The organism is Synechococcus sp. WH 8109 (genome assembly GCF_000161795.2).
In the GTDB taxonomy this organism is placed as follows: domain Bacteria; phylum Cyanobacteriota; class Cyanobacteriia; order PCC-6307; family Cyanobiaceae; genus Parasynechococcus.
Window position 1 is genome coordinate 63,886 of record NZ_CP006882.1, and the last position, 26,839, is coordinate 90,724.

At 54.4% G+C, this 26,839-nt stretch carries 19 protein-coding genes and 1 tRNA gene; 11 read left to right on the forward strand and 9 right to left on the reverse strand.

What is annotated here, in order from left to right; translation table 11 throughout:
• Positions 1–79: 79 nt before the first annotated feature.
• Both Syncc8109_RS00340 and holA read right to left on the reverse strand, forming a co-directional pair.
• Positions 80–1,885: an aspartate kinase gene (locus Syncc8109_RS00340; protein WP_025361995.1), complete on the reverse strand. Its 1,806-nt coding sequence runs from the start codon at positions 1,883–1,885 to the stop codon at positions 80–82.
• Positions 1,886–1,932: 47 nt separating this feature from the next.
• Entirely contained in the window at positions 1,933–2,898 is a 966-nt protein-coding gene (gene holA, locus Syncc8109_RS00345) for a DNA polymerase III subunit delta (protein WP_025361996.1), read from the reverse strand.
• Positions 2,899–2,907: 9 nt separating this feature from the next.
• Between holA and Syncc8109_RS00350 the strand changes: the two genes are divergently transcribed.
• Complete coding sequence (locus tag Syncc8109_RS00350) at positions 2,908–3,555, forward strand: precorrin-8X methylmutase (protein WP_025361997.1); 648 nt, start codon at positions 2,908–2,910, stop codon at positions 3,553–3,555.
• Here Syncc8109_RS00350 and tilS read toward each other — a convergent pair.
• Positions 3,503–4,507: a tRNA lysidine(34) synthetase TilS gene (gene tilS / locus Syncc8109_RS00355; RefSeq protein ID WP_025361998.1), complete on the reverse strand. Its 1,005-nt coding sequence runs from the start codon at positions 4,505–4,507 to the stop codon at positions 3,503–3,505. The two genes, Syncc8109_RS00350 and tilS, sit on opposite strands and share 53 nt — an antisense overlap.
• A 35-nt stretch (positions 4,508–4,542) precedes the next feature.
• On the opposite strand from tilS, the gene Syncc8109_RS00360 reads away from it, so the two are divergent.
• The 3 genes from Syncc8109_RS00360 (at position 4,543) to ribH (ending at position 6,149) form a co-directional block, all read left to right on the forward strand.
• A complete protein-coding gene (locus Syncc8109_RS00360) occupies positions 4,543–5,301 on the forward strand; it encodes a DUF561 domain-containing protein (RefSeq protein ID WP_006850739.1) in 759 nt (252 codons plus the stop codon).
• A gap of 113 nt (positions 5,302–5,414) precedes the next feature.
• The gene (psbZ, locus tag Syncc8109_RS00365) at positions 5,415–5,603 is read left to right on the forward strand and encodes a photosystem II reaction center protein PsbZ (RefSeq protein ID WP_006850156.1); all 189 of its coding nucleotides are present in this window, start codon (positions 5,415–5,417) and stop codon (positions 5,601–5,603) included.
• A 63-nt stretch (positions 5,604–5,666) separates the two neighbouring features.
• The gene (gene ribH, locus Syncc8109_RS00370) at positions 5,667–6,149 is read left to right on the forward strand and encodes a 6,7-dimethyl-8-ribityllumazine synthase (protein WP_006851783.1); all 483 of its coding nucleotides are present in this window, start codon (positions 5,667–5,669) and stop codon (positions 6,147–6,149) included.
• Positions 6,150–6,153: 4 nt separating this feature from the next.
• Here ribH and mutS read toward each other — a convergent pair whose 3' ends face one another.
• Positions 6,154–8,859 carry a DNA mismatch repair protein MutS gene (gene mutS / locus Syncc8109_RS00375; RefSeq protein ID WP_006851056.1) on the reverse strand — a complete coding sequence of 902 codons (2,706 nt, stop codon included), beginning with the start codon at positions 8,857–8,859 and terminating at the stop codon, positions 6,154–6,156.
• 52 nt (positions 8,860–8,911) lie between these two features.
• Positions 8,912–9,367: a GNAT family N-acetyltransferase gene (locus Syncc8109_RS00380; RefSeq protein WP_006850352.1), complete on the reverse strand. Its 456-nt coding sequence runs from the start codon at positions 9,365–9,367 to the stop codon at positions 8,912–8,914.
• Positions 9,368–9,441: 74 nt separating this feature from the next.
• On the opposite strand from Syncc8109_RS00380, the gene uvrB reads away from it, so the two are divergent.
• The 3 genes from uvrB to Syncc8109_RS00395 all read left to right on the forward strand — a co-directional run bounded on the left by uvrB (position 9,442) and on the right by Syncc8109_RS00395 (position 13,236).
• Entirely contained in the window at positions 9,442–11,481 is a 2,040-nt protein-coding gene (gene uvrB / locus Syncc8109_RS00385) for an excinuclease ABC subunit UvrB (protein WP_006849639.1), read from the forward strand.
• Positions 11,482–11,611: 130 nt separating this feature from the next.
• Positions 11,612–11,683 (forward strand) — tRNA-Gly (locus Syncc8109_RS00390).
• Between the two features lie 227 nt (positions 11,684–11,910).
• Entirely contained in the window at positions 11,911–13,236 is a 1,326-nt protein-coding gene (locus Syncc8109_RS00395; protein WP_232202428.1) for a sugar transferase, read from the forward strand.
• 600 nt (positions 13,237–13,836) lie between these two features.
• Here the strand turns inward: Syncc8109_RS00395 and Syncc8109_RS00400 are convergent.
• The 3 genes from Syncc8109_RS00400 to Syncc8109_RS00410 are packed head-to-tail and all read right to left on the reverse strand — an operon-like array spanning position 13,837 to position 18,664.
• Positions 13,837–15,021, reverse strand: coding sequence for an HlyD family secretion protein (locus Syncc8109_RS00400; RefSeq protein WP_232202429.1), 1,185 nt, complete (start codon positions 15,019–15,021; stop codon positions 13,837–13,839).
• On the reverse strand, positions 15,022–17,973 hold the full coding sequence (locus Syncc8109_RS00405; RefSeq protein WP_006850245.1) for an ABC transporter transmembrane domain-containing protein: 2,952 nt from the start codon (positions 17,971–17,973) through the stop codon (positions 15,022–15,024).
• A 40-nt stretch (positions 17,974–18,013) separates the two neighbouring features.
• Complete coding sequence (locus Syncc8109_RS00410; RefSeq protein ID WP_025361999.1) at positions 18,014–18,664, reverse strand: peptidylprolyl isomerase; 651 nt, start codon at positions 18,662–18,664, stop codon at positions 18,014–18,016.
• Positions 18,665–18,803: 139 nt separating this feature from the next.
• Here Syncc8109_RS00410 and secA point away from each other — a divergent pair, with 139 nt between their 5' ends.
• The 4 genes from secA (at position 18,804) to Syncc8109_RS00430 (ending at position 24,484) form a co-directional block, all read left to right on the forward strand.
• Positions 18,804–21,614, forward strand: coding sequence for a preprotein translocase subunit SecA (gene secA, locus Syncc8109_RS00415; RefSeq protein WP_006850080.1), 2,811 nt, complete (start codon positions 18,804–18,806; stop codon positions 21,612–21,614).
• Between the two features lie 171 nt (positions 21,615–21,785).
• A complete protein-coding gene (locus tag Syncc8109_RS00420) occupies positions 21,786–22,574 on the forward strand; it encodes a glycosyltransferase family 2 protein (RefSeq protein WP_006849929.1) in 789 nt (262 codons plus the stop codon).
• Positions 22,553–23,509: a glycosyltransferase family 2 protein gene (locus Syncc8109_RS11410; protein ID WP_084213239.1), complete on the forward strand. Its 957-nt coding sequence runs from the start codon at positions 22,553–22,555 to the stop codon at positions 23,507–23,509. The genes Syncc8109_RS00420 and Syncc8109_RS11410 overlap by 22 nt, the downstream gene beginning before the upstream one ends.
• A gap of 48 nt (positions 23,510–23,557) precedes the next feature.
• Complete coding sequence (locus Syncc8109_RS00430; RefSeq protein WP_006851966.1) at positions 23,558–24,484, forward strand: NAD-dependent epimerase/dehydratase family protein; 927 nt, start codon at positions 23,558–23,560, stop codon at positions 24,482–24,484.
• On the opposite strand, the gene Syncc8109_RS00435 is transcribed toward Syncc8109_RS00430, so the two are convergent.
• On the reverse strand, positions 24,481–26,799 hold the full coding sequence (locus tag Syncc8109_RS00435) for a rhamnan synthesis F family protein (protein WP_006849749.1): 2,319 nt from the start codon (positions 26,797–26,799) through the stop codon (positions 24,481–24,483). The two genes, Syncc8109_RS00430 and Syncc8109_RS00435, sit on opposite strands and share 4 nt — an antisense overlap.
• Between the last annotated feature and the right edge of the window lie 40 nt (positions 26,800–26,839).

Below are 26,839 nucleotides of genomic sequence, written 5' to 3' on the forward strand. Positions count from 1 at the left end.
AGGCCCGTTCCGCGGTTTGGTGGTGCAGCTCGAAATCGATGTCTACACGCTGGGGTGCCAGTCCCCCAGTTGTAGACCGTTAGTCGGGGTCGTGCGGTGAAGCGGTGCCTTGGGCGGTGTGACGCTCTTCACCTCCCAGTCCGAATCCGGCGTGCACCACCTGGAGTGCCTGAACGCCAGCATCTTCGGCCACCACGCAGCTGGTTCTGATTTCGCTGGTGGCGATTAGACCGATGTTGATGCCGGCGTCCGCCAGCGCACGGAACATGCGCCCTGCCGTTCCTGGCGTTGCCGGCATTCCAGCGCCCACAGCACTCACCCGGGCAATGGCCTCACCATCCTCGAGAGCTGCGCCGGGCCACTGTGCCAGTAGGGGGGCCAGGGCCACATCGGCGCGGGCACGGTCGTTCTTGCGCAGGATGAAGGTGATGTCCCGCGATCCGTCGCTGTGTTGCCGTTCCGATTGAACGATCGCATCGAGGCTGATGCTGTTGTCCGCCAGGGCTGAACACAGCGCCGCTGCGGTCCCGGGTCGATCGGGCACGTGGCGAACACTCAGTTGCACCTGGTCGCGGTCGAGGGCGACGCCTCGCACTTCCGGTTCGCCGCTGCCGTTGTCGGTGGGATTGATGCGGATTTGCGAGTCCTCCAGGTGGAAGGCCTCCTGCACGGCTTGAACCGCTTTGCTGCCGGCGCCGGAGTCGATCACGCAGCTCACCTTCACCTCACTTGTGGCTATCAGGCGGAGGTTGATGCCTTGCTGACACAGGCAGTTGAACAGGCCGGCGGCAATGCCAGGGCGCCCCATGATTCCGGCCCCGCTGATGCTCAGCTTCGTCAGCCCTGCTTCGGACGCCAGATCGCCGCCCAGTTGATCCAGAACCGTCTGGCTTACAGCGCGGGCCAGCTCGAGATCCGCTTCCGCCACCGTGAAGGTGATGTCATTGCTGCTGCCCTCGTGGGTGGCCTGAATGATCAGGTCCACATTGATTCTCGCCTCGGAGAGGGCTTCAAACAGGCGTGCGGCAATCCCAGGCTGATCGGGAATGCGGGAGAGGGCGAGCACGGCTTGTCCGTCCACTTCCTCCATCCCATCCACAGGACTACCAAGCTCCAGGCCGCTGCTGCTGATCGGACGGGCTGAACGGCTGGTGATCCGGGTGCCGGGGGCATCGCTCCAACTGGAGCGCACCATAAGTTTCACGCCGTAGTTACGGGCGATCTCAACGGCCCTGGGATGCAGCACGGAGGCGCCAAGGCTGGCGAGTTCCAGCATTTCGTCGCAGCTGATCGTCTCCATCAGCTGGGCATCGGACACCTTGCGCGGATCGGTGCTGAGCACACCCGGAACGTCGGTGTAGATCTCGCAGGCATCGGCACCCAGGGCCGCCGCCAGGGCGACAGCGGAGGTGTCGGATCCTCCGCGCCCGAGGGTGGTGATTTCGTTGAGGCCATCGCTGCTGGTGCTGGTGCCCTGGAAACCGGCCACCACCACCACCTGGCCAGCCGCGAGGCGGTTGCGGATTCGGTCGGTGCGGATCCCGAGGATTCGGGCCCGGCCATGGGTGGATTCCGTGGCAATGCCCACCTGCGGACCGGTCATCGACGTCGCACTGACCCCCTGGGCGTTCAAGGCCATCGCCAGCAAGGCGATCGAAACCTGTTCGCCACTGGCCAGCAGCATATCCATCTCCCGCTGGGTGGGGGTGGAGGTGATGGCGTTGGCCAGACCCGTCAATTCATCGGTTGTGTGGCCCATGGCGGAGACCACCACAACCATGTCGTGCCCGTCCTCCCGGCAACGACCGATCCGATCAGCCACCGCCTTGATGCGTTCCACGCTGCCGACGGAGGTGCCCCCGAATTTCTGCACCAGGAGGGCCATGGACCGGGCTTCAGCAACGCTGGATTTTCTCACCTAATGGGCAGCGATCAGCCCAGCAGGCCGTCGCGGAAGGCATCGCCCGGCTGGGCGCCGCGTTTCAGCTGGGCCTCCACCTCCAGTAGACGGCCCAGCAGCGAGAGGAAGCGCTTGGGTGAGCGGCCTTGCAGCTGCTTGCGCATCACGTAGATGCGTTTGGGGTTGCCTATCCCAGCGGCCTTGGCGATCACCGCCACATCCCGTTCCCCCTGCTGTTCCAGCAGGCTCACCCAGAGCCAGCCGCGGATCTGACCGGTGAGGGTGGCCACGATGCGCAGGGCTGGTTCCCCTGCTTCGATCAGGGCATCCCAGCGGGCGATCGCTTCGCCGGGGTTGCCCTCCAGCAATGCATCGCCCACGGCCAGGGCGTTGGTGGAGCGTCCCCCCACCAGCTCCTGCACCCGTGCAGCGGAAATGCTGGTGTCCCGTAGGGACAGCTTGCGCAGTTCCGATTCGAGCCGGGCGCTGTCGGTGCCGATGGCGTCCACCAGGGCATCGATGGCATCCGGCTCAACCTTCAGGCCCAGGGCCTCGGCGGTGCGTTGCACCAGCTGGCGCTGTCCGTTGCCATCCCAGGCCGCTGGCAGCGGGAAGCTCTGTTCGTGATCGAGCCCGCTTTTGATCCGCTTCTGCAGAGTTTTGGTGGTGCGCAGGCGACCATCGGGTTTGGCTGGGTTCACCAGCACCAGATGGCTGGTGTCGGGGATGAGCTCGAGGGCGCCTTCAAACCGGTCGGCCAGCTCACTGGGGCAGCCATTGCAGAACGGACTGCGCTGCAGCAGCACCAGACGTTCGCCTGTGGCGAAGGGAGGGGTACGGGCCTCCTCGAGGGCCTGCAGCGCCTGACCAGCATCCGCCCCATCCAGGCGGCTGAGGTTGAGGCTCCTCCAGCTGGGGTCGACAATCTGGCCGATCAGGGCATCGATGGCCCGATCCCGCGCAGCGGCGTCATCACCCCAGAGCAGATGGATCGGCATGGGTCGATGATGGCGTGGATGGCCCAGGACCACCCGATCTTCACCGAAAGCATCCGGCGGATCCGGGCGGCTCTGGGGAACACGGGCCTGCCGCCGCTTCAACAGCAGGTGCTGGAACGGCTGGTGCACAGCAGCGGCGATCTCTCCCTGGGGGCATTGCTGCGGTTCAGCGAGGGGGCCTGTGAGCAGGGTTTGGCAGCGCTGAAGCAGGGGGCGCCGATCCTGACGGACACCGCGATGGCGGCGGCGGCGGTGGCCCCGATGGCTCAACGCACCCTCGGCAGTGCCGTGCACACGGTGCTGGAGTGGGCACCTGGGGTGGCGCCGGCGGGTTCAACGCGCACGGCGGCGGGCATGGAGGAGGCCTGGCGCTCGCTCGCCCTGGCGTCACCGTCTCCGGTGGTGCTGATTGGCAGTGCGCCGACCGCCCTTGAGGCGCTGTTGCAGCAGGTGGCCGCCGGTGCTCCGGCCCCCAGCCTGGTGATCGGTATGCCGGTGGGTTTTGTGGGGGTGGCGGAAAGCAAGAAGCATCTGGCGGCCAGTGGCCTGGCCCAGATCCGTTTGGAGAGCAGCAGGGGTGGAGCGGGTCTGGTGGCCGCGGCGGTTAATGCTCTGCTTCGCGCTGCTGCAGCACCAGCTCCCCCCCCTTCCAGCTGAGTCGCCAGCCCCCGGCAAGATCGGCTGCACTGCCGGGACCATCGTTTTCAAGTCGCCGGCTGAGCTCGTCCAGCTGCCTGGCCGGCAGGGTTGGCACCCCCTGCTGCTGCAGCCATTGCGCCAGCAGCAGGCGGCGGCTGGCTGAGCTCAACGCCCCCAGGCCGCGGCGGTCCAGGCCGGCAGCGGTTTGCAGAAGGTTCAGGGCCATCTGGCTGAGTTCCTTCTGACTGTCCCGCACCTGGGACACCCGTTCGGCCAGATCGCTCATCCGCTGCGTGCTGCCTGGATGCAACGCCTCCAGCACCGGCAGCACCTCCTGGCGGATCCGGTTGCGGGCGAACTCGGGGGATTGGTTGCTGGGGTCCTCCCAGATCGGCAGCGCTAGCTCCTGGCAGATCTGGAGGGTGTCGTGGCGCTGCAGGTGCAGCAGCGGTCGGCGCAGCCAGGGGCCTTCCGGGCTGAGGGGACGGACGCTGGGCAGAGCCGCCAGGCAGGCCAGGTCGCTGCCGCGGGCCAGCTGCAGCAACATCGTTTCGGCCCGGTCGCTGGCGGTGTGGCCCGTCACCACGTCGGCGCCTGCCTGGCGGCCCTGTTGAGCCAGCCGTTCGTAACGCCACTGTCGGGCCTTGGCTTCGCTGGGCACCTGCCCTGGCGCTGCCTGGTCCACCTGCAGGGGGAGCTGCCGCTGCTGGCACCAGCTGCTCAGTTCCGCGGTAATTCGGCTGGAGTTGTCGTGCCAGCCGTGATCGCCGTGCCACAGGCTCAGGCCCCAGCCATGCAAGGGCGCCAGATCCTGCAGCAACGCCAGCAGGGCCATTGAGTCCTGTCCGCCGGACACAGCCAGCAGTAGGGAGCTGCCCTGGGGCAGCAGCTGCGGCTGCATCAGCAGGCGCCGGTGCAGGCGGTCATGCCAGGACGTCCAGCCCAAGGAGGAGAGGTGCGTTTCCCCCACGGTGTGAGAATCAGGGCATCGCTGTCCAGTCCCCCATGACCCGTCTTCAGCAGCTGCCCGTTTCTCTGCAGCGCAGCCTTGAGCAGCGCTCTGCGCTCAAGGTGATCGCCGGCCTGATGAATTTCGATGCCGCCAGTGTGGAGCGGGTCGCCCGTGCAGCTGGGCGAGCAGGTGCGGATCTGATCGACGTGGCTTGCGACCCCGCCCTGGTGCGTCTGGCGATTGAGGCTTCCGGTGGTGTGCCCGTGTGCGTGTCGTCGGTGGAGCCTGAGCAGTTCTCCGCGGCGGTGGAAGCCGGTGCACTGATGGTGGAGATCGGTAACTACGACGCCTTCTATCCCCAGGGCCGGATCTTTGATGCGGCAGAGGTGCTGGAGCTCACCCGCTGCACCCGCCAACTGCTGCCCAATGTGGTGTTGAGCGTCACCGTGCCCCACGTGTTGCCGATGGATGAGCAGGAGCAGCTGGCCGTCGATCTGGTGGCCGCCGGTGCCGATCTGATCCAGACCGAGGGCGGCACCAGTGCCAAGCCCTTCAGTGCTGGTCACCTGGGCCTGATCGAGAAGGCTGCCCCCACCCTGGCGGCGGCCCATAGCATCAGCCGTGCCGTCGATGTGCCCGTTCTGTGTGCTTCCGGTTTGTCTGCGGTGACACTGCCGATGGCCATCGCTGCTGGTGCGGCCGGCGTAGGCGTCGGTTCTGCCGTGAACCGCCTGCAGGATGAGCTGGCGATGGTGGCGGTTGTTCGTGGTCTGCGTGATGCCCTCGGCAGCACTGTCGCGACCCGCGTCTGAAACTAAATCTCAGCTGAGCGGAGGCCTTTTCTCCTTCATGGTGTGAAGAGTGCTCCGCTCGCTCGCGGGAGCAACAGCTCTCGTGTGAAAATCTAATTCTGACTTCCAGCTCCATGCAGTTCATCAACACGCTGACCGTTCTGGCCCTGGTGGTGGCGTCCTTCGCTTTGATCGTTGCGGTGCCGGTGCTGTATGCCTCCAGCGAGGACAGCGGCCGCTCTAACCGTCTGATCCTGCTGGGCAGTGCTGTTTGGGTGGCGCTGGTGCTGCTGAACTGGGGTGTGAGCTTCTTCGTCGTCTGAGCTCAGCCTCAGGCAGAACCTGGCGGGTGCCACGATGGCTGAGATTCAGTCGGCACCTTCCCAATGGCCACGTTTGAAGGACGTTTCTCTGACGCAGCCCGGCTGCGCGTCGGCATCGTTGTGGCCCGTTTCAATGATCTGGTCACTGCCAAGTTGCTGAGCGGCTGTCTTGACTGCCTCAAGCGCCATGGGGTGGATGTGTCGGAGACCAGCTCCCAGCTTGATGTGGCCTGGGTGCCGGGTTCTTTCGAACTGCCGATCGTGGCCCAGCAGATGGCCCGCTCCGGTCAGTACCAGGTGCTGATCACCCTTGGGGCGGTGATCCGCGGCGACACGCCCCATTTCGATGTGGTGGTGGCGGAGGCCAGCAAGGGCGTTGCTGCGGTGGCGCGCGACACGTCAGTGCCCGTGATCTTCGGCGTGTTGACCACCGACACGATGCAGCAGGCGCTGGAGCGGGCGGGCATCAAGAGCAATCTCGGTTGGAGCTACGGGCTGGAAGCCCTGGAGATGGGCAGCCTGATGCGGTCCTTGCCGTCGGCTTGAGTCTTCAGGCCGCCAACTGATCAAGCACCTGACGGGCCCCTTGCACCACGGTCTTGGGAACGCCGGCCAGGCGTGCCGCCTCGATGCCGTAGCTGCGGCTGGCGCCGCCGGCCTGCACTTGATGAAGGAACACCAGATCCTCACCGGTTTCCTCCACCAGCACCTGGAAGTTGGCCACGTTGTCGCGCTCGGATGCCAGGTTGTTGAGCTCGTGATAATGGGTGGCGAACACCGTGCGGCTGCCCAGGTCGCCGGCCAGGTGCTCGCTCACGGCCCAGGCGATCGAGAGGCCATCGAAGGTGGCGGTGCCCCGCCCGATTTCATCGAGCAGCACCAGGGAACGCTCGCTGGCGTGGTGAAGGATGTTGGCGGTTTCGGCCATCTCCACCATGAAGGTGGACTGGCCGGCGGCCAGATCATCCACAGCACCCACCCGGGTGAAGATTCGATCGGCAATGCCGACCGTGGCGGAGCGTGCCGGAACCCAGCTGCCGATCTGAGCCATCAACTGAATCAGGCCGATCTGGCGTAGGTAGCAGCTCTTGCCACTGGCGTTAGGGCCCGTGAGCACCACCAGATCGGTGCCTTCACCGAGCTGCACATCATTGGGGGTGAAAGCCTTTTCCACCAGCCGTTGCTCCACCACCGGATGGCGGCTGGCCTTCAGCTGCAGCCCCCGGCCGTCGGTGATAGTTGGTGCGCAGTAGCCACCGCTGGCGGCCACATCGGCCAGGCCGGTGAGGGCATCGAGGGCAGCAACGGCGCGGGCCGCCTGGCGGATCGGGGCGGCCATGGCCCCCACCTGATCGCGCAGCTGGCAGAACAGTTCGTATTCCCTCTGGCAAGCCCGGGCCCGTAGCTGGAAGATGCGGCCCTCCCGCTCCTTGAGATCCGGGGTGATGAAGCGTTCCTCGTTGGCCAGGGTCTGGCGCCGGATCCAGTGGTCAGGCACGGCGTTGGCCTTGGCTTTGCTCACCGCCAGGAAATAGCCGAAGGTGCGGTGGTGTTGCAGCTTCAGCGTGCTGATGCCACTGCGTTGGCGCTCCTGCTGCTCCTGGTGGCTCAGCCAGGCTTCTTGATCGTCCAGCTGGTTGCGCAGCCCATCCAGTAGCGGGTCGACGCCGTCATGGATCAGATCGCCCTCGGAGAGGGAGAGCGGTGGGGCCTGCACCAGCTTGTGGCGAATCGTCCGGGCCAGCTCGGCCAGGGCTGGATCGGGGCTGAGCAGCTGCTGCAACCACTCCGGCCCTGCGCTGATCGCAGAGTCCAGACGAGCGGTGAGTTGGGGCAACCGTTCCAGGCCATCGGCGATGGCCACCAGATCGCGGGCACCGGCATGGCCCGCTCCGGCCCGGCCGGCCAGCCGCTCCAGGTCGCCCATCGGGCGCAGCAGCTGGCGGATCGCCATCCGCAGGTTGCGTTCACCCACCAGGCTGCTCACCAGATCCTGCCGCTGCTGAATGGCCTGGCGCTCCATCAAGGGTGCTTCCAGCCAGCGGCGCAGGCAACGGCCGCCCATCGCGGTGAGGGTGCGATCGATCGCCCACAGCAACGATCCCTGCAGCTGGTTGTCGCGCTGGGTGGCGGTGAGCTCGAGGTTGCGGCGGGTCTGGGCATCCAGCACCAGGGCATCGCCGCGGTGCACGATCGCCGGCACCTCCAGGGGGATGCGGCTGTCCTGCTCCAGGGGCTGTGTGTCCTGCAGATAGCGCAGCAGGCCGCCGAGGGCCTGCAGGGCCAGGGGGTGCTCCGGCAGGCCGAGGCCATCGAGGCTGCTGAGGCCGTAGTGCTGCTGCAGGGTGCGCTCTGCTTCGACTGGGCTGAAGGGGGTGCTGGCCGTTGGCGTCAGCCGCAACCGTTCCGGGCACCAGGCCGGCCGCTCAGCATCGAGGGCGGCGGCCCAGAGCAGTTCGGAGGCCTCCTGCTGGGCCAGCTGCTGGTGCAGGGCGAAGCTGTCTTCCCGTTGCATCACTTGCACTTCGCCGGTGCTCACGTCGGCGCTGGCCAGGCCCCAGCGCAGCGGTTGTTTCCCCTGGGCCGGCTCCACCACCACCGCCGCCAGCCAGTTGTTGCGGCGGGCGCTGAGCATGCCCTCCTCCAACACGGTGCCGGGGGTCAGCACCCGGGTGATGTCCCGCTTGAGCAGGGCACCCTTGGTGGGGGTGGTTTCTAGTTGATCGCAAAGGGCCACGCTGTAGCCCTGCTTGATCAGTTCGGCGCAGTAGCGCTCAGCGGCGTGGTGGGGGATGCCCGCCATCGGCACCCGGCCGATCGCCTTGCCGCCCTCCTTGCCGGTGAGGGTGAGTTCCAGCACCCGGGAGAGTTCGATCGCGTCTTCGAAGAAGCACTCGAAGAAGTCGCCCAGGCGGTAGAGCAGCACCCGATCGGGATGGGCCGCTTTGAGCTCCACGTAGTGGCGCAGCATTGGTGTTAGCTGCAGCGGGTCCAGCTGGCTGTGGTGGCCCCAGGCCAGTTCGTCGCTCCCGGGTTCGGAATCGTTTGCAGCCGGGGGTTCGCTTCTGCCCTCGCTTGCCGTGGCCTGGCGCGTTCGGGGCCGGGCGGCGGCATCGGCCCCAAGTTCGTCGTCGCTGAGGTCGGGGCTGGCGGCCTCAGGTTCGCTGGTGGGTGCCGTCGATGCGGCCGGCTCAGGCGCCCCGAACAGATTGCCCTGCAGGGCGTCGTCAGGGGGCTGGGACGCGGACCGGGGCATCGGCTGATCTGACGGATTCGGATCGTACCGGGCCTAACCGGATTGAGATGCCTCAGCGGCGCAGCACCATCAGCTGCTGGGGATTCGCATCCTGGAAGCCCAGTTGCCGGTAGAAGCCTGCGCTCTTGGTGGTCATCAGATACACCCGCTCCACCCCCACCACCGGTGGGGTGTGGAGCAGTTCTTCGATCACCCGGCGGCCGAGGCCGTGGCCCTGCAGATCGCCGGCCACCACGATGTCCCAGAGCACGGCCCGACTGAAGCCATCGGAGGTGGCCCGGCCAAAGCCCACCAGCCGCTTGCCGCGCCAGAGGCTCACCACGGCATCGCTTCCGGCCAGCAAACGCTTCAGCTGAGCAAAGCTGCGGCCGCGGGCCCAGAAGGCGTGGCGATCGAACAGTCGTTGCAGTTTGAGCAGCGCTCGGCTGGGGCGCAGATCCGGCCCGAGGCCAAGCCAACGCAGGCCTGGTGCACCGGGGGCATGGTGAACCAGCCGGATCGGGGTCACGGGTCGGGGAGCCGCATCACTTCATCTTGCTCCCCGGCGATAATTGACGGCCGCCGTTTGGCCCCGCAGCACCCATGCCCGCCTACGACCTCACGGCTCCGTATTCGCCGAAGGGCGACCAGCCGACTGCGATCAAGCAACTGGTGGCGGGGGTGAACAGTGGTGAGCGCTATCAGACGCTGTTGGGGGCGACGGGCACGGGCAAGACGTTCACGATGGCCAACGTCATCGCCCAGACCGGCCGGCCGGCGCTGGTGCTGGCCCACAACAAAACCCTGGCGGCCCAGCTCTGCAACGAGCTGCGCGAGTTCTTCCCGGAGAACGCCGTTGAGTACTTCATTTCCTATTACGACTATTACCAACCGGAGGCCTACGTACCGGTCAGCGACACCTACATCGCCAAGACGGCGTCGATCAACGAGGAAATCGACATGCTGCGCCACTCGGCGACGCGCTCACTGTTTGAACGGCGCGATGTGATCGTGGTGGCCTCGATCAGCTGCATCTACGGCCTGGGCATTCCAAGTGAATACCTCAAGGCGGCGGTGAAGTTCGAGGTGGGCGAGACCCTCAACATCCGCAGCCAGCTGCGGGAGCTGGTGAATAACCAGTACAGCCGCAACGACACCGAAATCGCCCGCGGCCGTTTCCGCATGAAGGGGGATGTGCTGGAGATCGGCCCCGCCTATGAAGACCGGCTGGTGAGGGTTGAGCTCTTCGGCGACGAGGTCGAGGCGATCCGCTACGTCGACCCCACCACCGGCGAGATCCTGCAAAGCATGGACGCTGTGAACATCTACCCGGCCAAGCACTTTGTGACGCCGAAAGACCGGCTGGATTCCGCCATAAGCGCCATCCGCTCAGAACTGCGGGAGCGGCTGGATGTGCTCAACGGCGAAGGCAAGTTGCTGGAAGCCCAGCGGCTGGAGCAGCGCACCAAGTACGACCTGGAGATGTTGGGTCAGGTGGGCTACTGCAACGGGGTGGAGAACTACGCCCGCCATCTGGCCGGCCGCGAAGAGGGCACCCCGCCGGAGTGCCTGATCGATTACTTCCCGGACGACTGGCTGCTGATCGTGGACGAGAGCCACGTCACCTGTTCCCAGCTGCAGGCGATGTACAACGGCGACCAGGCCCGCAAGAAGGTGCTGATCGAGCACGGCTTCCGCCTGCCCAGTGCTGCTGACAACCGGCCGTTGAAGGGGGCTGAATTCTGGGATAAGGCGCGTCAGACGGTCTTCGTCTCAGCCACCCCGGGGAACTGGGAGATGGAGGTGAGCGGCGGTGAGGTGGCGGAGCAGGTGATCCGCCCCACTGGGGTGCTTGATCCGGTGGTGGAGGTGCGGCCTACCACCGGCCAGGTGGACGACCTTCTCGGAGAGATTCGCAATCGGTCGGCCAAGAACCAGCGGGTTCTGGTCACCACCCTCACCAAGCGGATGGCGGAAGACCTTACGGATTACCTGGCGGAGAACGAGGTGCGGGTGCGCTATTTGCACTCGGAGATCCACTCGATCGAGCGGATCGAGATCATCCAGGATTTGCGCCTGGGGGAATACGACGTCTTGGTGGGGGTGAATCTGCTGCGGGAGGGCCTGGACCTGCCTGAGGTGAGCCTGGTGGCGATTCTCGATGCGGATAAGGAAGGTTTCCTGCGGGCCGAGCGCTCCCTGATCCAGACCATCGGCCGGGCCGCTCGCCATGTGGAGGGGATGGCGCTGCTCTATGCCGACAACATGACTGACTCGATGGCCAAAGCTATTTCCGAAACCGAGCGACGCCGGGCGATCCAGCAGGCCTACAACGAGAAGAACGGCGTCGTGCCAACTGCCGCGGGCAAGAAGGCCAGCAACTCGATCCTCAGTTTCCTGGAGCTGAGCCGCAAGCTCAAGCAGGACGGCCCCGATGCCGATCTGGTGGAGGTTGTGGGCAAGGCGGCCAAGGCCCTGGAGGACGATCCCGATGCAGGCCTGGCGCTGGAGGCGTTGCCGGAGTTGATCGATCAGCTCGAGGCAAAGATGAAGCAGGCGGCTAAGAAGCTCGATTTCGAAGAAGCCGCCAACCTGCGAGACCGGGTGAAGCAGCTGCGCCAAAAGATGGCGGGTTCGCATTGAGTTGGTTGGGTCGTTTCATCCCTTGAGCCAGTACCTCACCAGATCTTCCAGGGTTGTGGTGGATTGACCGTCGGACCCTCCGTAGTGCATGCTGTCCAGGTCGCAACGGTTGTTACCCAAGCGATGAATTGCGGATGTAGCTCAGTGGTAGAGCATCTCCTTGCCAAGGAGAGGGTCGAGAGTTCGAATCTCTTCATCCGCTTGTAAAAATATTGGAATGCCAGCCGTCTGGTGTGGCCTCAATCCCAAGGTTGGTCTGAGCTTCGACACCATTGTCAAATCAGTGCGCCTAGGGTCACTAGAGCCATCAATGCAAGGAAGATTTGACCAGGGTCTTTTACGACCAATTCATTTCTGAGTGTGATTCGTGATGAAATATTGCTGTGATGATCAACTGAATTGATGTGGTCCAGGGATCCCAGAAGCCTGATGTTTGTGGCTGCGGGTCTTGATTTAGCGGGTCAGGTTGTCTTTCTTGCCCTTCTCGCTGCCGCTACGAACTGGCTTCCTGTACCCATTGCGATCCAAACATTGGCATGGCCTTGGGGTTGGACTGTCTTTTGTTTGTTGCTTTATCCCTCCCTGGGCTGGCTGTTTGGCAGCTACACGGTCCTGCGTTGGCGTCATCTCCCGCAGTTACTGCTGTTGCAACGGGTCTTCCTAACGTGCGTTGCCACACTTGTTGTTGTGGCAATCGCCCGTTGGTTGACCAATCCGGCCGAAAGTATTTGGCTACTCCATCGCCGGGTGCAGCTGCTCTGGTTGAGCGGTGTGTGCCTTTGGTCGTTATTGGTGCGGATCAGTTTGCGAAGAGGTTTGGTGCTTTCGGATTCCCCTCAGTTGTTGTTGGTTGCCGATAGTCAAGAAGCGCAGGTTATTCAGCAGGCTTGGAGTCGTGTTCCGCAACTGCAAAATTTGCAGTTACTTGAGTCTGATCAACTTCAAGAGCATGTCCAGGCGACGAATGAGCGTTGTCTGATCACGTTGGGGTCTAAATGGCGGAAGACTCAGCACTTATGTCTGAGTGAGCAGTTGGATGCGTTGGATCCACGCCAGGTTCAGGTGATCTCGCCACCGGGATTATTTGAGCGCCAGCAGGAGCGTTTGCCTCCAGCTCTCCTAGGTAAGGGCTGGATGACCTATGACGAAATGCCCTGGGCAGCACCGCTCAGTTTCCAGACGCAGCTCAAGCGAGCTTCTGACCTGATTCTCGCTTCGGCTTTGCTCATGATCACCTCACCGCTGCTGCTGTTGGCAATGGGTTGGATTTGGCTGGACGATTCAGGCCCGGTGTTCTACCGCCAAAAACGATCAGGCTGGATGGGTGAACCGTTCACGGTGTTGAAACTGCGCACGATGCGTGTTCAGCCGGCTCATTCGGTTGCGAGCTGGACGCAAAAGGGTGATCAGCGCATTACTCGTGCAGGCAAGGTTTTGCGCCGGTTCAGGATTGATGAACTGCCGCAGCTGCTCAATGTGTTGAAAGGAGATATGAGCCTAATCGGGCCACGGCCAGAACGTCCGGAGTTGGAAGACGAGTTGGAAAATAATATTCCTCATTACCGCATGCGTCATTGGATGCGACCTGGCCTAAGTGGATGGGCACAGGTTTGCGCTCCATATGCAAGCAGTATTGAAGATTCCGATCTCAAATTATCTTACGACTTGTTTTATCTCAAGAGATTTAATGTCTGGCTTGATTTGATAATTTTGTTCCGCACAGTGAAAACAATTTTAAAGGCTTCTGGTCGATAGACGTTCGAATAATTTTCGTGCATTGATGAAGCTCTTCGATGCAAATTGATTTGGCTTTGATTTCCGTATCCTCTTTGCTTCTAGTCTGGCCAGCAAGGGCTATTTCCTTTGGTCACGCTAGCTGAATAAAAGTTCTAAATAATTTGAGTGATTATTTGTATTTTTGGAGGAGGCTTAGGAATTTGTGCCCGCCGAAAAAAGTCATAAAAATGATTTTCGAATCTATTAAAGATGTTCGCCTGATGATTTTCTTGAGTGGATTAAATAATCAGCAATTCCATATTTAACTAATCCGAATCGAATAAAAGAGTCCACTTTTGATAGGCGAGAAAGGAAGATATTGGAGTCCTCTTTATTTTTTGTGCTTTCAGTCATTTATGAACTATCTCGCGAATCCTTGTGTCGTAATGATCGTTTTGTCTTTTAGCCTGTTGCTATCACCACTAATCGACTCTTGATTTGCTCATGTTTTGAGTCTTCACAATCAGGCTCTACTCTGATGCCATAGATCTTCGGATCTAGGATAAATTTATATGCGATTGTGCCGCTAGTGTTGCGTAGTGTGAGACAGGCTCTTATTGCTTGTGATAAAGATAATTCTTATAATTTGCGCAAAGAATCAACTTTCTCCTGAAAACTTCCAAGCAAAAGCTGTAGGTAGCTTACTTTTCTTAGCTTGATGTTAGAAGTCAAGCTCATGCCCACTTGCAGTGGAAGTTCTTGGCCATCTTTCAGTTTGAGTTGCTGGCTGTCGAGTTGAATCATGGCAGGGTAGCGATACTCTGGGCGATTATCGATTTGGCTAGGCGGCAGTGCATCTGAGCCAATGCTCTTTACTTTTCCTTCCAGAACTCCGAAATCAGTCGCTGGGAAAGAATCAATGCTGAGATCTGCAGGCATGCCCACTTTTACGAAGCCGATTTCACGGCTTGGAATCTCAACACGTGCTTCAAGCGTGTCGTAAGGAACAATTTTCATAACCGTTTCAGTACTTTGCGCCACATAGCCCTCTCCTCGTGGTTTGAGGTCAAAGACAATTCCGTCGACGGGTGAGCGTAAGGCTTGATAGCGAATGTTTACCGCGGCTTCGGTGATTTGAGCCTGCAGTTCTTGAAGTTCCGCTTTGAGCTGTTGGATTTGTTGATTTTGAGCTGCTTGTTGACGCATTCGATCAACACGTACTTGATTAAGACTTCCAATTGTCTCTTCTACTCGGTAGAGTTGTTGCAAATACTGTAATTCAGAGGCCGCACCTTGTTCACTCAGGATTTCATAGCGAGATAATATTTTTTGCTGTAACTTTAAGTTATTGTTCAGAGTTTTCGTTTCTTCGTCATTCAGAAGCAGATATTGGCTCAATTCTAGTTGCTTAAGTTCAAGTTGTTGAGTTTTTAGTTTTTTGCTTTCTTGTAGTGAGTTTAATCGCTGTTCTGTTGCCTCTCCGTCGAGGCGCATGACAATGTCGCCTGCATTTACTTCATCGCCATCTTTTACCAGGATCTTTGAAGCAATTCCGCCCGTTGGCATTTGAACTTCTTGCACGGAACCAAGAGGCTCGAGTTTGCCTGTAACTGAGACTATTTCGTCTGTCTTGGCAATCGCTAGCCATGCCACGGCAAATGTTGCCGTTCCCATGAGTCCCCAAGTGGTGGTGCGCATCCAAATGGGTGATTGTTGGATAACCTCACCTTCACCTTCTTGCTCCTGAAAGACTTGTTCGATTAAGTCTTGAGCTTTCTTGATAAGCTCAAATGGAGATTTAATCATTTCTCTAGTGCGTGACATTTAGCCAGCCTCCTGTTGACGGTAAAGAGCGTAATAACGTCCCTGCAAGGCAATCAGTTCTTCGTGGGTTCCTGTTTCAACGATTGCACCTTGATGCATCATTACGATCAGGTCTGCATTTCGTACTGTTGATAACCTGTGTGTAACGAAGAAAACACTGCAACCAACGAGTGTTTCACGAAGGTTTTGACATACCCGGCGTTCCGTGTCGTAATCAAGAGCGCTGGTTGCTTCATCCATCACTAACAGTTTTGGGTTTGCAAGTAGTGTTCTCGCGATTGCGAGTCGTTGACGTTGCCCACCAGATAGATTCGCACCGCGTTCTCCCAATTCTGTGCTGTATCCGGAGGGCAATCCCATTATGAACTCGTGGGCACAAGCAATCTGTGCAGCTTTTGCAATTTCCTCGCTACTGGCGTTGGGATCAGTAAGAGCAATGTTATCACTCACGCTACCTGTAAAGAGAAGAGGTTCTTGAGGAACAATTCCAATTTGCCGGCGTAGCGAATAAAGCTCAACTTTGTCGATGTCGTAATTGTCAATCAGAATGTTTCCCTCTGTGGGCGAATATAATCTTGGTAATAATTTCATTAAAGTGCTCTTGCCGCTGCCACTTTGTCCAACTATGCCTACAAATGTTCCCGGGGAGATAGACAGATTGATATTTTTAAGGACTTGTGGAGCGCTTGAATTGAAACGGAATTGAAGATTTTTAAATTCCACCTTCCCGTCGACTGGTGGTAGAGGGATTTTCCCCTTGTCAACATCAGTTGATTCTTCTGGAGTGTCCACTATGTCGGCAAGTCTTTCAAAACTTACCCTTAGTTCTTGTATACGTTGCCAAATCGTTGAAAGTCGCAGGAGTGGTTGTGTGACATATCCACTAATGATTCGGAAGGCAATTAACTGGCCAAGAGTCAGTTGTCCTTCAAGCACTAGCCTTGCTCCAACCCAAAGAACCATCAGCTGTGAGAGCTTTTGCAAAACCTGGCCGACTTGTCCAAGTGCTGTTCCTGTAATTGTTTTTTCGAAGGTTCGACTTATGTATCGTCCGTAGCGTTCCTGCCATTTCCACCGGCTCACAATCTCCACATTTTGAGCTTTGACAGTCTGGATGCCAGTTAGTACCTCAACCAAATGTGATTGTGTTTTTGCATTGGCCTCGGCAGCTTGTCGGAATTGACGTCTAAATAAAGGAGCTCCGATAAGTGTAATTGCCACTTGTAGGGGAACTACCAGCAGTGCAACGATAGTAAGGATCCAGCTATATAGTGCCATTACCAGGATATAAATCACTGAAAAGGCGGCATCAATAATTGTTGTAAGCGCTTCTCCTGTGAGGAAGTTTCGTATTTTCTCGAGTTCTGCTACTCGGGTTCCGAGTTCGCCCACTGGTCGTCGATCGAAATACCCCACTGGCAACCGCAGCAAGTGATCAATCACTTCAGAGCCCAGTCGCATGTCGATACGATTGGTGGTATCTGTAAACAAAAAAGTTCGTAGGCTTCCCAGAACACCTTCGAAAATTGTTACCCCTACCAGTGCAATTCCCAGCACTTGAAGCGTATCAAGACTCCGCTGTGAAATCACCTTGTCGATGATCACTTGAATTAGCAGTGGGTTCGCCAGAGTGAAGAGTTGTACCACAAATGATGAGCCCAGCACTAACAGGAGGCTGGATCGGTGGCGGCGGATGGCTGGTATAAACCAACCAAAATTGAATTTTTCGTCAGGTGTTGTGCTAGTGCGATCAACCAGGATCACTTCAAACCCATCTGGAGCTGACTCCTGCATTTGATCAGGTGTCAGCTCCACCCATCCAAGCGTCGGGTGTGCCATGAGCATTCCATTGGCATTGCTTTGAACCACCACACCGAATCCGTCGCCCCATGCCATTAGACAAGGCACGTTCATTCGGGTGCATAGTGCTGGAGGTACCTTGGCGCCCACAACATGAAGTCCCATGCCTGCGACTAGTTGCCCAAGAATTGGCAAGCTTGGATGCTTACCCCGACGTAGGGCATCGCGGATTGTTTTCTCCAGAGCATCCCGTCTGAACGGCAATCCCATGATTTGGGCCAACATGCGGAAGCACGCCAGGGTTTCGTCCAGGACACCACTTGCGCGAATCAGTTCAATACTGCTGCGCGGATCCTCACCAATCAAATTGAGACTGGATCTTGAGCTCGCAGGTTGTTGTTCCGTTGTCTGCTTTGTTTCATCAGCTGGAAGGTCGTTTCTCTCTTGTGGTGCGGGTCCTGCCTTGAGTTCATCGACCACCGATTTTGGAAGTGTGATCAACCGCAGCGCAAAAGACGCTTCCTTGTTGGCGTGTATTGCTGACAACTGTTCTCGCTGAAGTTCTTCATTGAGCTTCCAGCTACCATTTCCGCTTCCGATGAACACCAGGTTTTGTTCATCAAGTTGATTTACAGCTTCATTGCTGGCGATCAACGTCTTGGCGAGGGGAATGACCTTGCCGAGCACGTCAGAGACAAAGAAGGCAGTGCGCTCACTTTGATCCAGAAGTGTTTCCAAGAAGGCGGCGAGTTCTGCAGGGAAAAGCGTTGAGTGGCACCATTTTTGAAAGCTTGCTTCGTTTCGATAGAGCTCTGCAATTAGAGTGTCTGAGATACTCCAGGCCTCGACCGGCTCCATTGCGCTCACCTCTTCGCATGCCTCTGCTCTCAGCAGGGAAGGAAGACCAATGAAACTACCTGGACCCATCAGTCCGAGGGTGACAGGCATGCCATTCTTCTCTCCTAACAATCGGGCGCGTCCGCTAAGAATCACCAGAACACGATCTGAGATAAGTCTATTCGTACTAAGTGAATGACCGGTGGCGAAACTGATTCGCGAGCCTTTCGCCTTAATGGTCTGCAGAGCTTCCTCACTGCAGTTTTTAAAAGCTTCGAGTTGTTTAAGCGAGGTAGTCGGGTCGTAAACGGTCATTCAGGGAGGCGCGTTGGCGGAAATGTTGCCAGTCGGAAGATCAATCTAGGTTTCGTATTTTACCGAGAAGTTCCTCGCTGAGCCACTCTTGAAAAAGTTCTTGGGCCATGCGTTGCCTTGTGTTGTCGTCAAATTGGGCGGCCTCATAACGCTCAAGACGCACGACCAGCCACCATTTGTCGATTTGAAACGGTTGCAGCAGCTGTCCGGGTTGACTGGTGCGTAGTCGCTCGCTCAGAGCCGGATGTGCCTGTGTCATGGGAACAGGCCCAACGATGCCTTTTGTTTTGGCTTCAGGGCCTTGGCTGTAGTTGGCTGCAAGATCAGCGAAATTCGCTTCACCTCCGGAAATACGTAAATAGAGCTCTCTGGCCAGATATCCGTCTTGAACCCGCAACAGGCTGTAGACGACTTGATCTAGCTGTTCTTTTCGTGCGAGAAACCGGGCTTCTGCTTTGTGTTGAAAATGCTTTTGACTGTAAATTTGAACGCGAGCTGGTAGTTCTACTTGCCAGCGTAAATCGTTTTCTTTAAGACCATTGTTTTTGAGATACGTTTCGAATAACTCTGTATTATCTAGCTTGTTTGCTGCTTTGAAATTGTTCCAAACTTGATCGCGTTGTTCTGTGGTCAGATCGATGGTCTCAACTGTCTTGCCGAGGATCTCAGCTCTGACTAAGGACTGCAACATGTTGTGCCGCCTTAGTAGGGCCAGCGTTTCAGGGCTCAGGTTCTGCACAGAGGTGAACGGGACCAGACAACACTTACGAAATCCAATCTACTTCTAGAGCGCGGCTCAGTAGGCTTCTCTCACTTAAACGACCGGTTCCATGCTCAAGCTGCTGCTGGGTGATCCTAATGCCCGCAAGCTGAAGCGATACCAGCCGATAGTGTCCGACATCAATTTGCTCGAAGAGGAGATAGCGCCTCTCTCCGACGATGAGCTGCGCGGCAGAACTGCGGCGTTTCAGAAGCGCTTGGCCACCGCCGGTAGTCTTACGAATCAGCGGCCGATTCTCGACGAGATTCTCCCTGAGGCCTTTGCCGTGGTTAGGGAAGCTGGAAAGCGCGTGTTGGGTATGCGCCATTTTGATGTGCAGCTCATCGGTGGCATGGTGCTCCACGAGGGCCAGATCGCTGAGATGAAAACCGGCGAAGGCAAAACCCTTGTGGCCACCCTGCCGAGCTACCTCAACGCCCTCACCGGCCGGGGTGTTCATGTGGTGACGGTCAACGACTATCTGGCGCGCCGAGATGCGGAATGGATGGGCCAGGTGCATCGCTTTCTTGGCCTGTCTGTGGGTTTGATTCAGCAGGACATGCGTCCTGAGGAGCGACGGCGTAACTATCGCTGTGACATCACCTACGCCACCAACTCAGAGCTGGGTTTCGATTACCTGCGAGACAACATGGCTGCTGACATGTCAGAGGTGGTGCAGCGTGAGTTTCAGTACTGCGTAATTGATGAGGTGGATTCGATTCTGATCGACGAAGCCCGCACCCCCCTCATCATCTCTGGCCAGGTGGAACGGCCCCAGGAGAAATACCAGCAGGCGGCCCAGGTGGCCAATGCCCTTGTCCGCGCTGCAGAGCTGGGCAAAGACGGCGTCGATCCGGAAGGGGATTACGAGGTGGATGAGAAGCAGCGCAGCTGCACCCTCACCGATGAGGGATTCGCGAATTCTGAACAGATGCTCGGTGTAGCGGATTTGTTCAATCCCCAGGATCCCTGGGCCCACTACATCACCAACGCCCTCAAGGCTAAGGAGCTGTTCGTGAAGGACGTGAACTACATCGTTCGCGATGGCGAGGCGGTAATCGTGGATGAGTTCACCGGTCGGGTGATGCCTGGGCGCCGTTGGAGTGATGGCCAGCATCAGGCGATTGAGGCCAAGGAGGCCCTGTCGATCCAACCGGAAACGCAGACCCTTGCTGCGATCACTTACCAGAATTTCTTTCTGCTTTATCCCCGTCTTGCCGGAATGACTGGTACGGCTAAAACAGAAGAGGTGGAATTTGAAAAGACCTACAAACTAGAAACCACCATCGTTCCTACCAACCGTGTGCGGGCTCGCCAGGATTGGGCTGATCAGGTGTACAAAACCGAAGCCGCCAAGTGGCGGGCCGTGGCCAATGAAACCGTTGAAATCCACAATTGCGGCCGGCCGGTACTGGTGGGCACCACCTCGGTTGAGAAGAGCGAGCTGCTGAGTTCTCTGCTGGCGGAGCAGGAGATTCCCCACAATCTGCTCAACGCCAAGCCTGAAAATGTGGAGCGTGAATCGGAGATTGTGGCTCAGGCCGGTCGTGCTGGAGCCGTGACCATCGCCACCAATATGGCGGGTCGTGGCACCGACATCATTCTTGGTGGCAACAGTGATTACATGGCCCGCCTGAAGTTGCGGGAGGTGCTGCTGGGCCGTCTGGTGAAGCCGGAAGAGGATCACAAGCCGCCGGTGCCTCTGCAGCGCAGTATTCCCGCCGGCTTCACAGATGCTCCAGTCCTTGTTTCAACCGCCAGCCGTGACAGCCTTTATCCCTGTGCACTCACTGACGACACCGATCAAGCTCTCGGCCAGCTTGCACGTGACCTTGTTAAGGCCTGGGGTGATCGTGCATTGACTGTGATTGAGCTTGAGGAGAGGATTGCGACTGCGGCTGAGAAAGCTCCTACCGACGATCCTCAGATTCAGGCTTTGCGTTTAGCAATCGCCAGAGTGAAGGGCGAATATGACGCGGTGGTGAAACAGGAGGAAGCTCGCGTGCGCGATGCCGGTGGCTTGCATGTGATCGGCACCGAACGGCACGAATCCCGGAGGGTGGATAACCAGCTGAGAGGCCGTGCTGGCCGCCAGGGTGATCCTGGCTCCACTCGGTTTTTCCTATCACTTGGCGACAACCTGCTGCGAATCTTTGGTGGTGACCGTGTGGCTGGGCTTATGAATGCCTTCCGTGTCGAGGAAGATATGCCGATTGAATCCGGCATGCTCACCCGATCTTTAGAAGGAGCACAGAAGAAGGTAGAGACCTATTACTACGACATTCGTAAGCAGGTGTTTGAGTACGACGAGGTGATGAACAACCAGCGCCGGGCTGTCTATTCCGAGCGGCGTCGCGTTCTGGATGGTCGTGCTCTCAAGAAGCAGGTGATCGACTATGGCGAACGCACGATGGATGAGATTGTGGAGGCTTATGTAAATCCTGACTTGCCACCGGAGGAATGGGATCTCAACCAATTGGTGGGTAAGGTAAAAGAGTTTATTTACCTGTTGGAGGATCTCAACCCTGACCACGTGCAGGGTCTTGGTATGGATGAACTCAAGGCCTTCTTCCAGGAGCAATTGCGTAATGCTTATGACCTCAAGGAAGGCCAGATTGAGCAGCAACGCCCGGGGCTGATGAGAGAAGCTGAGCGCTTTTTTATCCTGCAACAGATTGATACTCTTTGGCGTGAGCATCTCCAGGCCATGGATGCTCTCCGAGAATCAGTGGGCTTGCGTGGCTATGGCCAAAAAGATCCTTTAATCGAATACAAAAATGAGGGATATGACATGTTCCTTGAAATGATGACCAACATGCGTCGTAATGTGATTTATTCGATGTTCATGTTCCAGCCTGCTTCGCGCTCTTCCGACCAATAGGATTAAGCCTTGACACTCCTTAGCTGTTTTAATATTGTTTAATCAATCAATTCGACCATTCATTCTTCCTTGTAGTTCCTTCTCCTTTGTCCGACCACCTCCATATGTCTTGCGAGTAATGTTTGAAGACTATTTTAAATTTATCAAGCCAAAATTGCCTTTCTAGTTAACATGGATATTGAGCGTGAACTGCTTCTTGTTTTTGTTGCTTATCACCCTTCAGAGGACGAAGTACTAAATTTGCAAAATTGCCTGTCGAAATTGCCCTTTCGAATTGGTTATGCAGTTGTAGTTAATAGTTATACTCCAAATGAGCCAGTTGATCGTCTTGCAGCTAAAGCTGACTTATTTGTTACCTCACGATTAAACTTGGGTTATGGTCGAGCTATAAATTTACTCGTATCCAGACTAAATAGACTTCCGAAATATATTGCTATAATGAATACAGACTTAACCTGGCTGCCGGGATCATTCAATAAACTCTTGGCGTGGATGCATCACCATCCTGATGTAAGTTTGGCTGTGCCTCAAATTTGTGATCAAGATGGTTCACCTCAGTTGTTGTGTAAAAGAGATCCAACTTTATTAGCATTAATCAGCCGAAGATTCATCCCAGACAACTTAAAGCCTCATTGGTTAAAGCGTTACGATAAATGGTATAATATGTCAGCATTTAATTATAATGAAGTTTTCGAGTCTACATATTTGAGTGGTTGTTGCATGATAGCATTAACTAATAGTTTCCTAAAAATCGGAGGCTTTGATGAACGCTATTTCTTGTATTTAGAAGATGCTGGCCTCACAAGATCTCTTTCACAAATTGGTAAATGTGTGCACTTGCCAATTGCCTCCGTAACCCACAATTGGGGTCGAGGAAATTATAAAAGCATCCGACTTATGTTCGTAAACCTAGCCAGCGCCTGGCATTATTTTTGTAAATGGGGTTGGCAATTATGGTAAGGTCTTATTCGATTGAGGTCGTAATGCCAACTTATAACGGCATTGATTTTCTAGAGCAGCAAATAGCATCAATATATAATCAAACTTTGAGGCCCTCTAAATTAATTATTCGTGATGATTTCTCGACCGATGGTACCACCCAGCTTCTGGCTAAATTAGCTGTAAAATATCATAATTGGATTAATATTTTGCCAAGCAATGAGAATATTGGATGTACATCGTCAGTTGATTTATTGTTAAGTTCCTCTTGTGCACCTTATGTTGCATTAGCGGATCAAGATGATATTTGGCTGCCAAATAAGCTTGAGCTCTCTTTAAAGCATATCGTTGATTTAGAGGCTCGATTTGGTGCTTCTATTCCCTTACTTATACATTCAGACCTAAAGCTTGTTGGCGAAGATTTAAATGATCTTGGAGAGACATACTCTCAAAGACAGTGTTTAAAACCATACCTTGATTCTCCATCGATGATAAGTCTTACCAATGTTGTTACTGGCTGCACTATTTTGTGTAATCGTGCACTCTTGGATGTAGCACTACCACTTCCAGTCCATGCGGTTGTTCACGATTGGTGGCTTGCTCTAGTTTCTAGCGTATTTGGAAGAATATCTTACATATCTGATACACCAATTCTTTATCGGCAGCATGAAAAAAACTCCATTGGCGCTCGAGGATTGGGATTGAATTATTGGTTATCACGTCTTTACTCATGGTTGCGTGATCCAAGTTCCGGGGGGCACACACTTGATGTTATTCACCAGATGGAATATTTTTATAGCCGCTATGATATCAAGGTCTCGTGCTTGCCTGATTTAATACGATTAAGTCGATTTCATAGATTAACATCGTTATTAAACACTCCATTTTCTCTGTGGCCTTGCAAACATGGCATTCTGAGAACACTAGCTTTTTATTTCTGGTTCTTCAGGTTTTGAGCTTTATTATGGTTTTATCTGAGGTCCCTTACATTCTTCATCCCTTTTATGCAGGTTGTTGTTACGGGTGCCAGTGGCTTCATAGGCAGCCATCTAGTAGATTCGCTTTTAGATGCGGGCTATAACGTTCGTGCTGTAGCACGTCGATTACCTGGCCTCATAAGTACTAGCGCACTCTCAAATCCTAGACTTTCTCTCTGTAGTATTGATATTAAAAATCGCCTTGATTTAGAATCTGTTATTAGTGGATGTGAACTTGTTGTTCATTTAGCAAGTGGGAGTCTGCCTCTATCCTCTAACCACAATCCTTCTGATGATATAGCAGTAAATTTACTGGGTACTATAAATCTTCTTGAGGCATCGCGTTTTTCCAATGTCAAGCGTGTTGTTGTTGTTTCTTCTGGTGGCACTGTTTATGGTCTTCCAAAAAGTCTTCCAATTAAAGAAGATCATCCAACTGACCCCATTTGTTCTTATGGCATTACTAAGTTAGCAATTGAGAAATATGTTTATCTCTATAGAGCACTATATGGTCTTGACGGTCTTGTATTACGTGTTGCCAACCCGTATGGACCACGTCAACGATTAGATTCTAGTCAAGGCGTAATCCCAGTATTTTTAGGTCGTGTAATGAGAAATGAAAATGTTGAAATATGGGGAAGTGGCGAGGTTGTGCGTGACTTTATATATATTTCTGATCTTATATCTGCTATAACCCTTGCTTGTTCATATACAGGTTCAGAGCATTTATTTAATATAGGCTCAGGACAGGGGCTAAGTTTGCAAGACCTTTTGCATAAACTAGAACTATTATTTAATAGACCTATCAATGTAATCTATAAAGCAGGTAGAGGATTTGATGTCCCAGTAAATGTTTTGTCTATCGATAGAGCTATATCTAAATTAAGTTGGCGGCCTGATGTTCTCATTGATGATGGGCTCAAACTTTTTTACCAGAGTTTGATTAATTCCTAGCGAGTGATCTTCCGTATATTTGTCATTGTGTAGCTAAACCCCTGAGACTCCGCGACAAATGGTATCAACCTTTCAATACTGTGTAATAGTGTACCGTCATACCCAATTGGCTCTGAAGGATAATCATCCCAACCAAGATTTAAACTATAAAGTGGGCTTAGTGCATTCTTTCTTGCCCAAAACATTGTACCTATTGGGAAATTAAATTCATTTGTTAGAGATTTAATATTTAGCTTTTCTGCCAATAGTTTTGCTTGTCTGTAGTTTGCATCCCAACCGGGACAATGTGGATCACTAGGAAACGCCAGACCGATTGTCTTGTCTTTAATCATTGCACTTATTATGCAGTCCATCATATGATTTTCTTCGTTTCCAATTAAATTTTCGATCAAGAAGGTTCTCCATGAATATGATTGATGCCTTGCTATGTGTATACTTTTTTTAGTATGAATATGCCCATATATACGATACTTTTCGTCTAATTCTTGTCCAAGACAGGTTAAAAGGGGTCCAATGTCACGACCTCTGTTCGGCGTTAGTATTATTTTTTTTAAGATCAGACCGTGCTCATTAATATTTTTTATCGCTAAGTCTCTTATAGCTTGATTAGTGCATGATATATATATTTCTGGTCTTATCTTATTCATTGAGATTGCTTTAAGTATCTCATCTAATAGTTCTGGATAATGTACATGAATATGAAGTCCAACTTTTTCATCTATATTCATTAATACGTCTTCGGTTGGAATTATTAGTTTTGTATTCCAAGGTCCCTCTGGCTCACCATTATTTATATAGTGGATTAGTGGATCTTGTTTGTTTGTTTCACTCATCGCCCTTTCCCTATATATTCCTGGATGAAAACTTGGAAAGGGCTTGCGTGGACCGACTCCCGTTTGCCAACTTCTTAGGTAATGCTCAGCATTATGTTTATTGTTCTTTGATCCAATTCCTAAGGAATATTCCATTTCTACTATTCCCCTTTTGAGTATTTCTTGCGAATTTTTTATCAGAGACTTTTCCTCTGATTTGATTTCTGCACCGATTTCTTTCAGTCTCTCTACGTACTTTCCCATGTCGAACCATTCAATTGCCCTTCTTTTTGATAATTTCGATACTTCACATAGTAGATCTCTATTTTGAAGTAAACTTATTACCTTCGATGACATTTCCTGTGTATTAAGGTATTCAATAATCAAACTGTTTTTGAGAAGTAGATCTCTTTTGAGTAGACTTTCTAATCCAGTTGCATTTTCAAAGCAAAATACTGGTTTTGCCTCGAGCATTGCATCTATTGCTACGTTAGGTAGCGGGTCTAATCTTGATGTCATTAGGAATATATTGCAACGCCTCATTAGCCTTTTGTATTCGTGAGATCCCTTTAGTATTTTTAGCTGATGTTTTAAACCACTGCGTTCAATTTGATCTTTTATCCATAGAGATACATTAAAGTCATTTGTAGGATCGTAACCATCTCCTATCCATGCAAATTTAATTTTATGATTCGGAAGGCTTTCTTTTATATAGTATGCCACTGAGACAAATAGGTCTAACCCTTTCCTGGGTTGAATCTGCCCCGCTCCAAGAATCAGGATTTCGTCACTTTTTATTTCTTCCAAATATTTGGTTGCCTCATCTTCTGTCCTATCTTGCTTGTTTTGTGTTGCCGCCAAAAGTACTTCTTTGCAGTAACCCTGCGGTAATATTTCATTCTTAGTTCTTTTTAGTTGTGGATTCTGATTTATCAAGTCATCACTGGTAAGTTTGCTTGAAAAGATAAGACGGTTCGACCATAGTCCTACGTTGCTAAGCAAGTCCACCGGTCGAATATAGGCACTAAATTCATGTATTAGCGTCATCACCGGTATCCCGTTTCTTCTTAATGGTTGTATATAACTAGCCGATACAATTGAGTTGATAATAGCGTATTCAGGCCATTCGTTGTGTACCAGTCTTTTTATCTCATTCCTTAGAAGTTTATCAAAGACCGGACCCTGTTTAGGCTGTAGTACTGCAATTGAGTTTTCTCTAAATTTTTCTATCAGTGATCCACCACTTATTATCATCGCAATAACATTGGCCTCCTTACTCATTTCATGGCATATGTTTAGAGCCAATATTGGTGCACCAGTCTTTGACGCTTCATGGCTTACTACTACAACTGTTGGGAGTTTCGAATTGTATGAAACTTTGCCTACGTATCTTTTCATTCCATGTATCACTAATATTTTCTTTATCGCCTTTTTAGCAATATGTACTACCCATTTTGGCAAATTTTTTTCTGCCCGTAGGCGAAGTTCTGATTTCAGGCCCATTGGGTTTTTCCTGTCGCTTATCCTGCTATTATCTCATTTA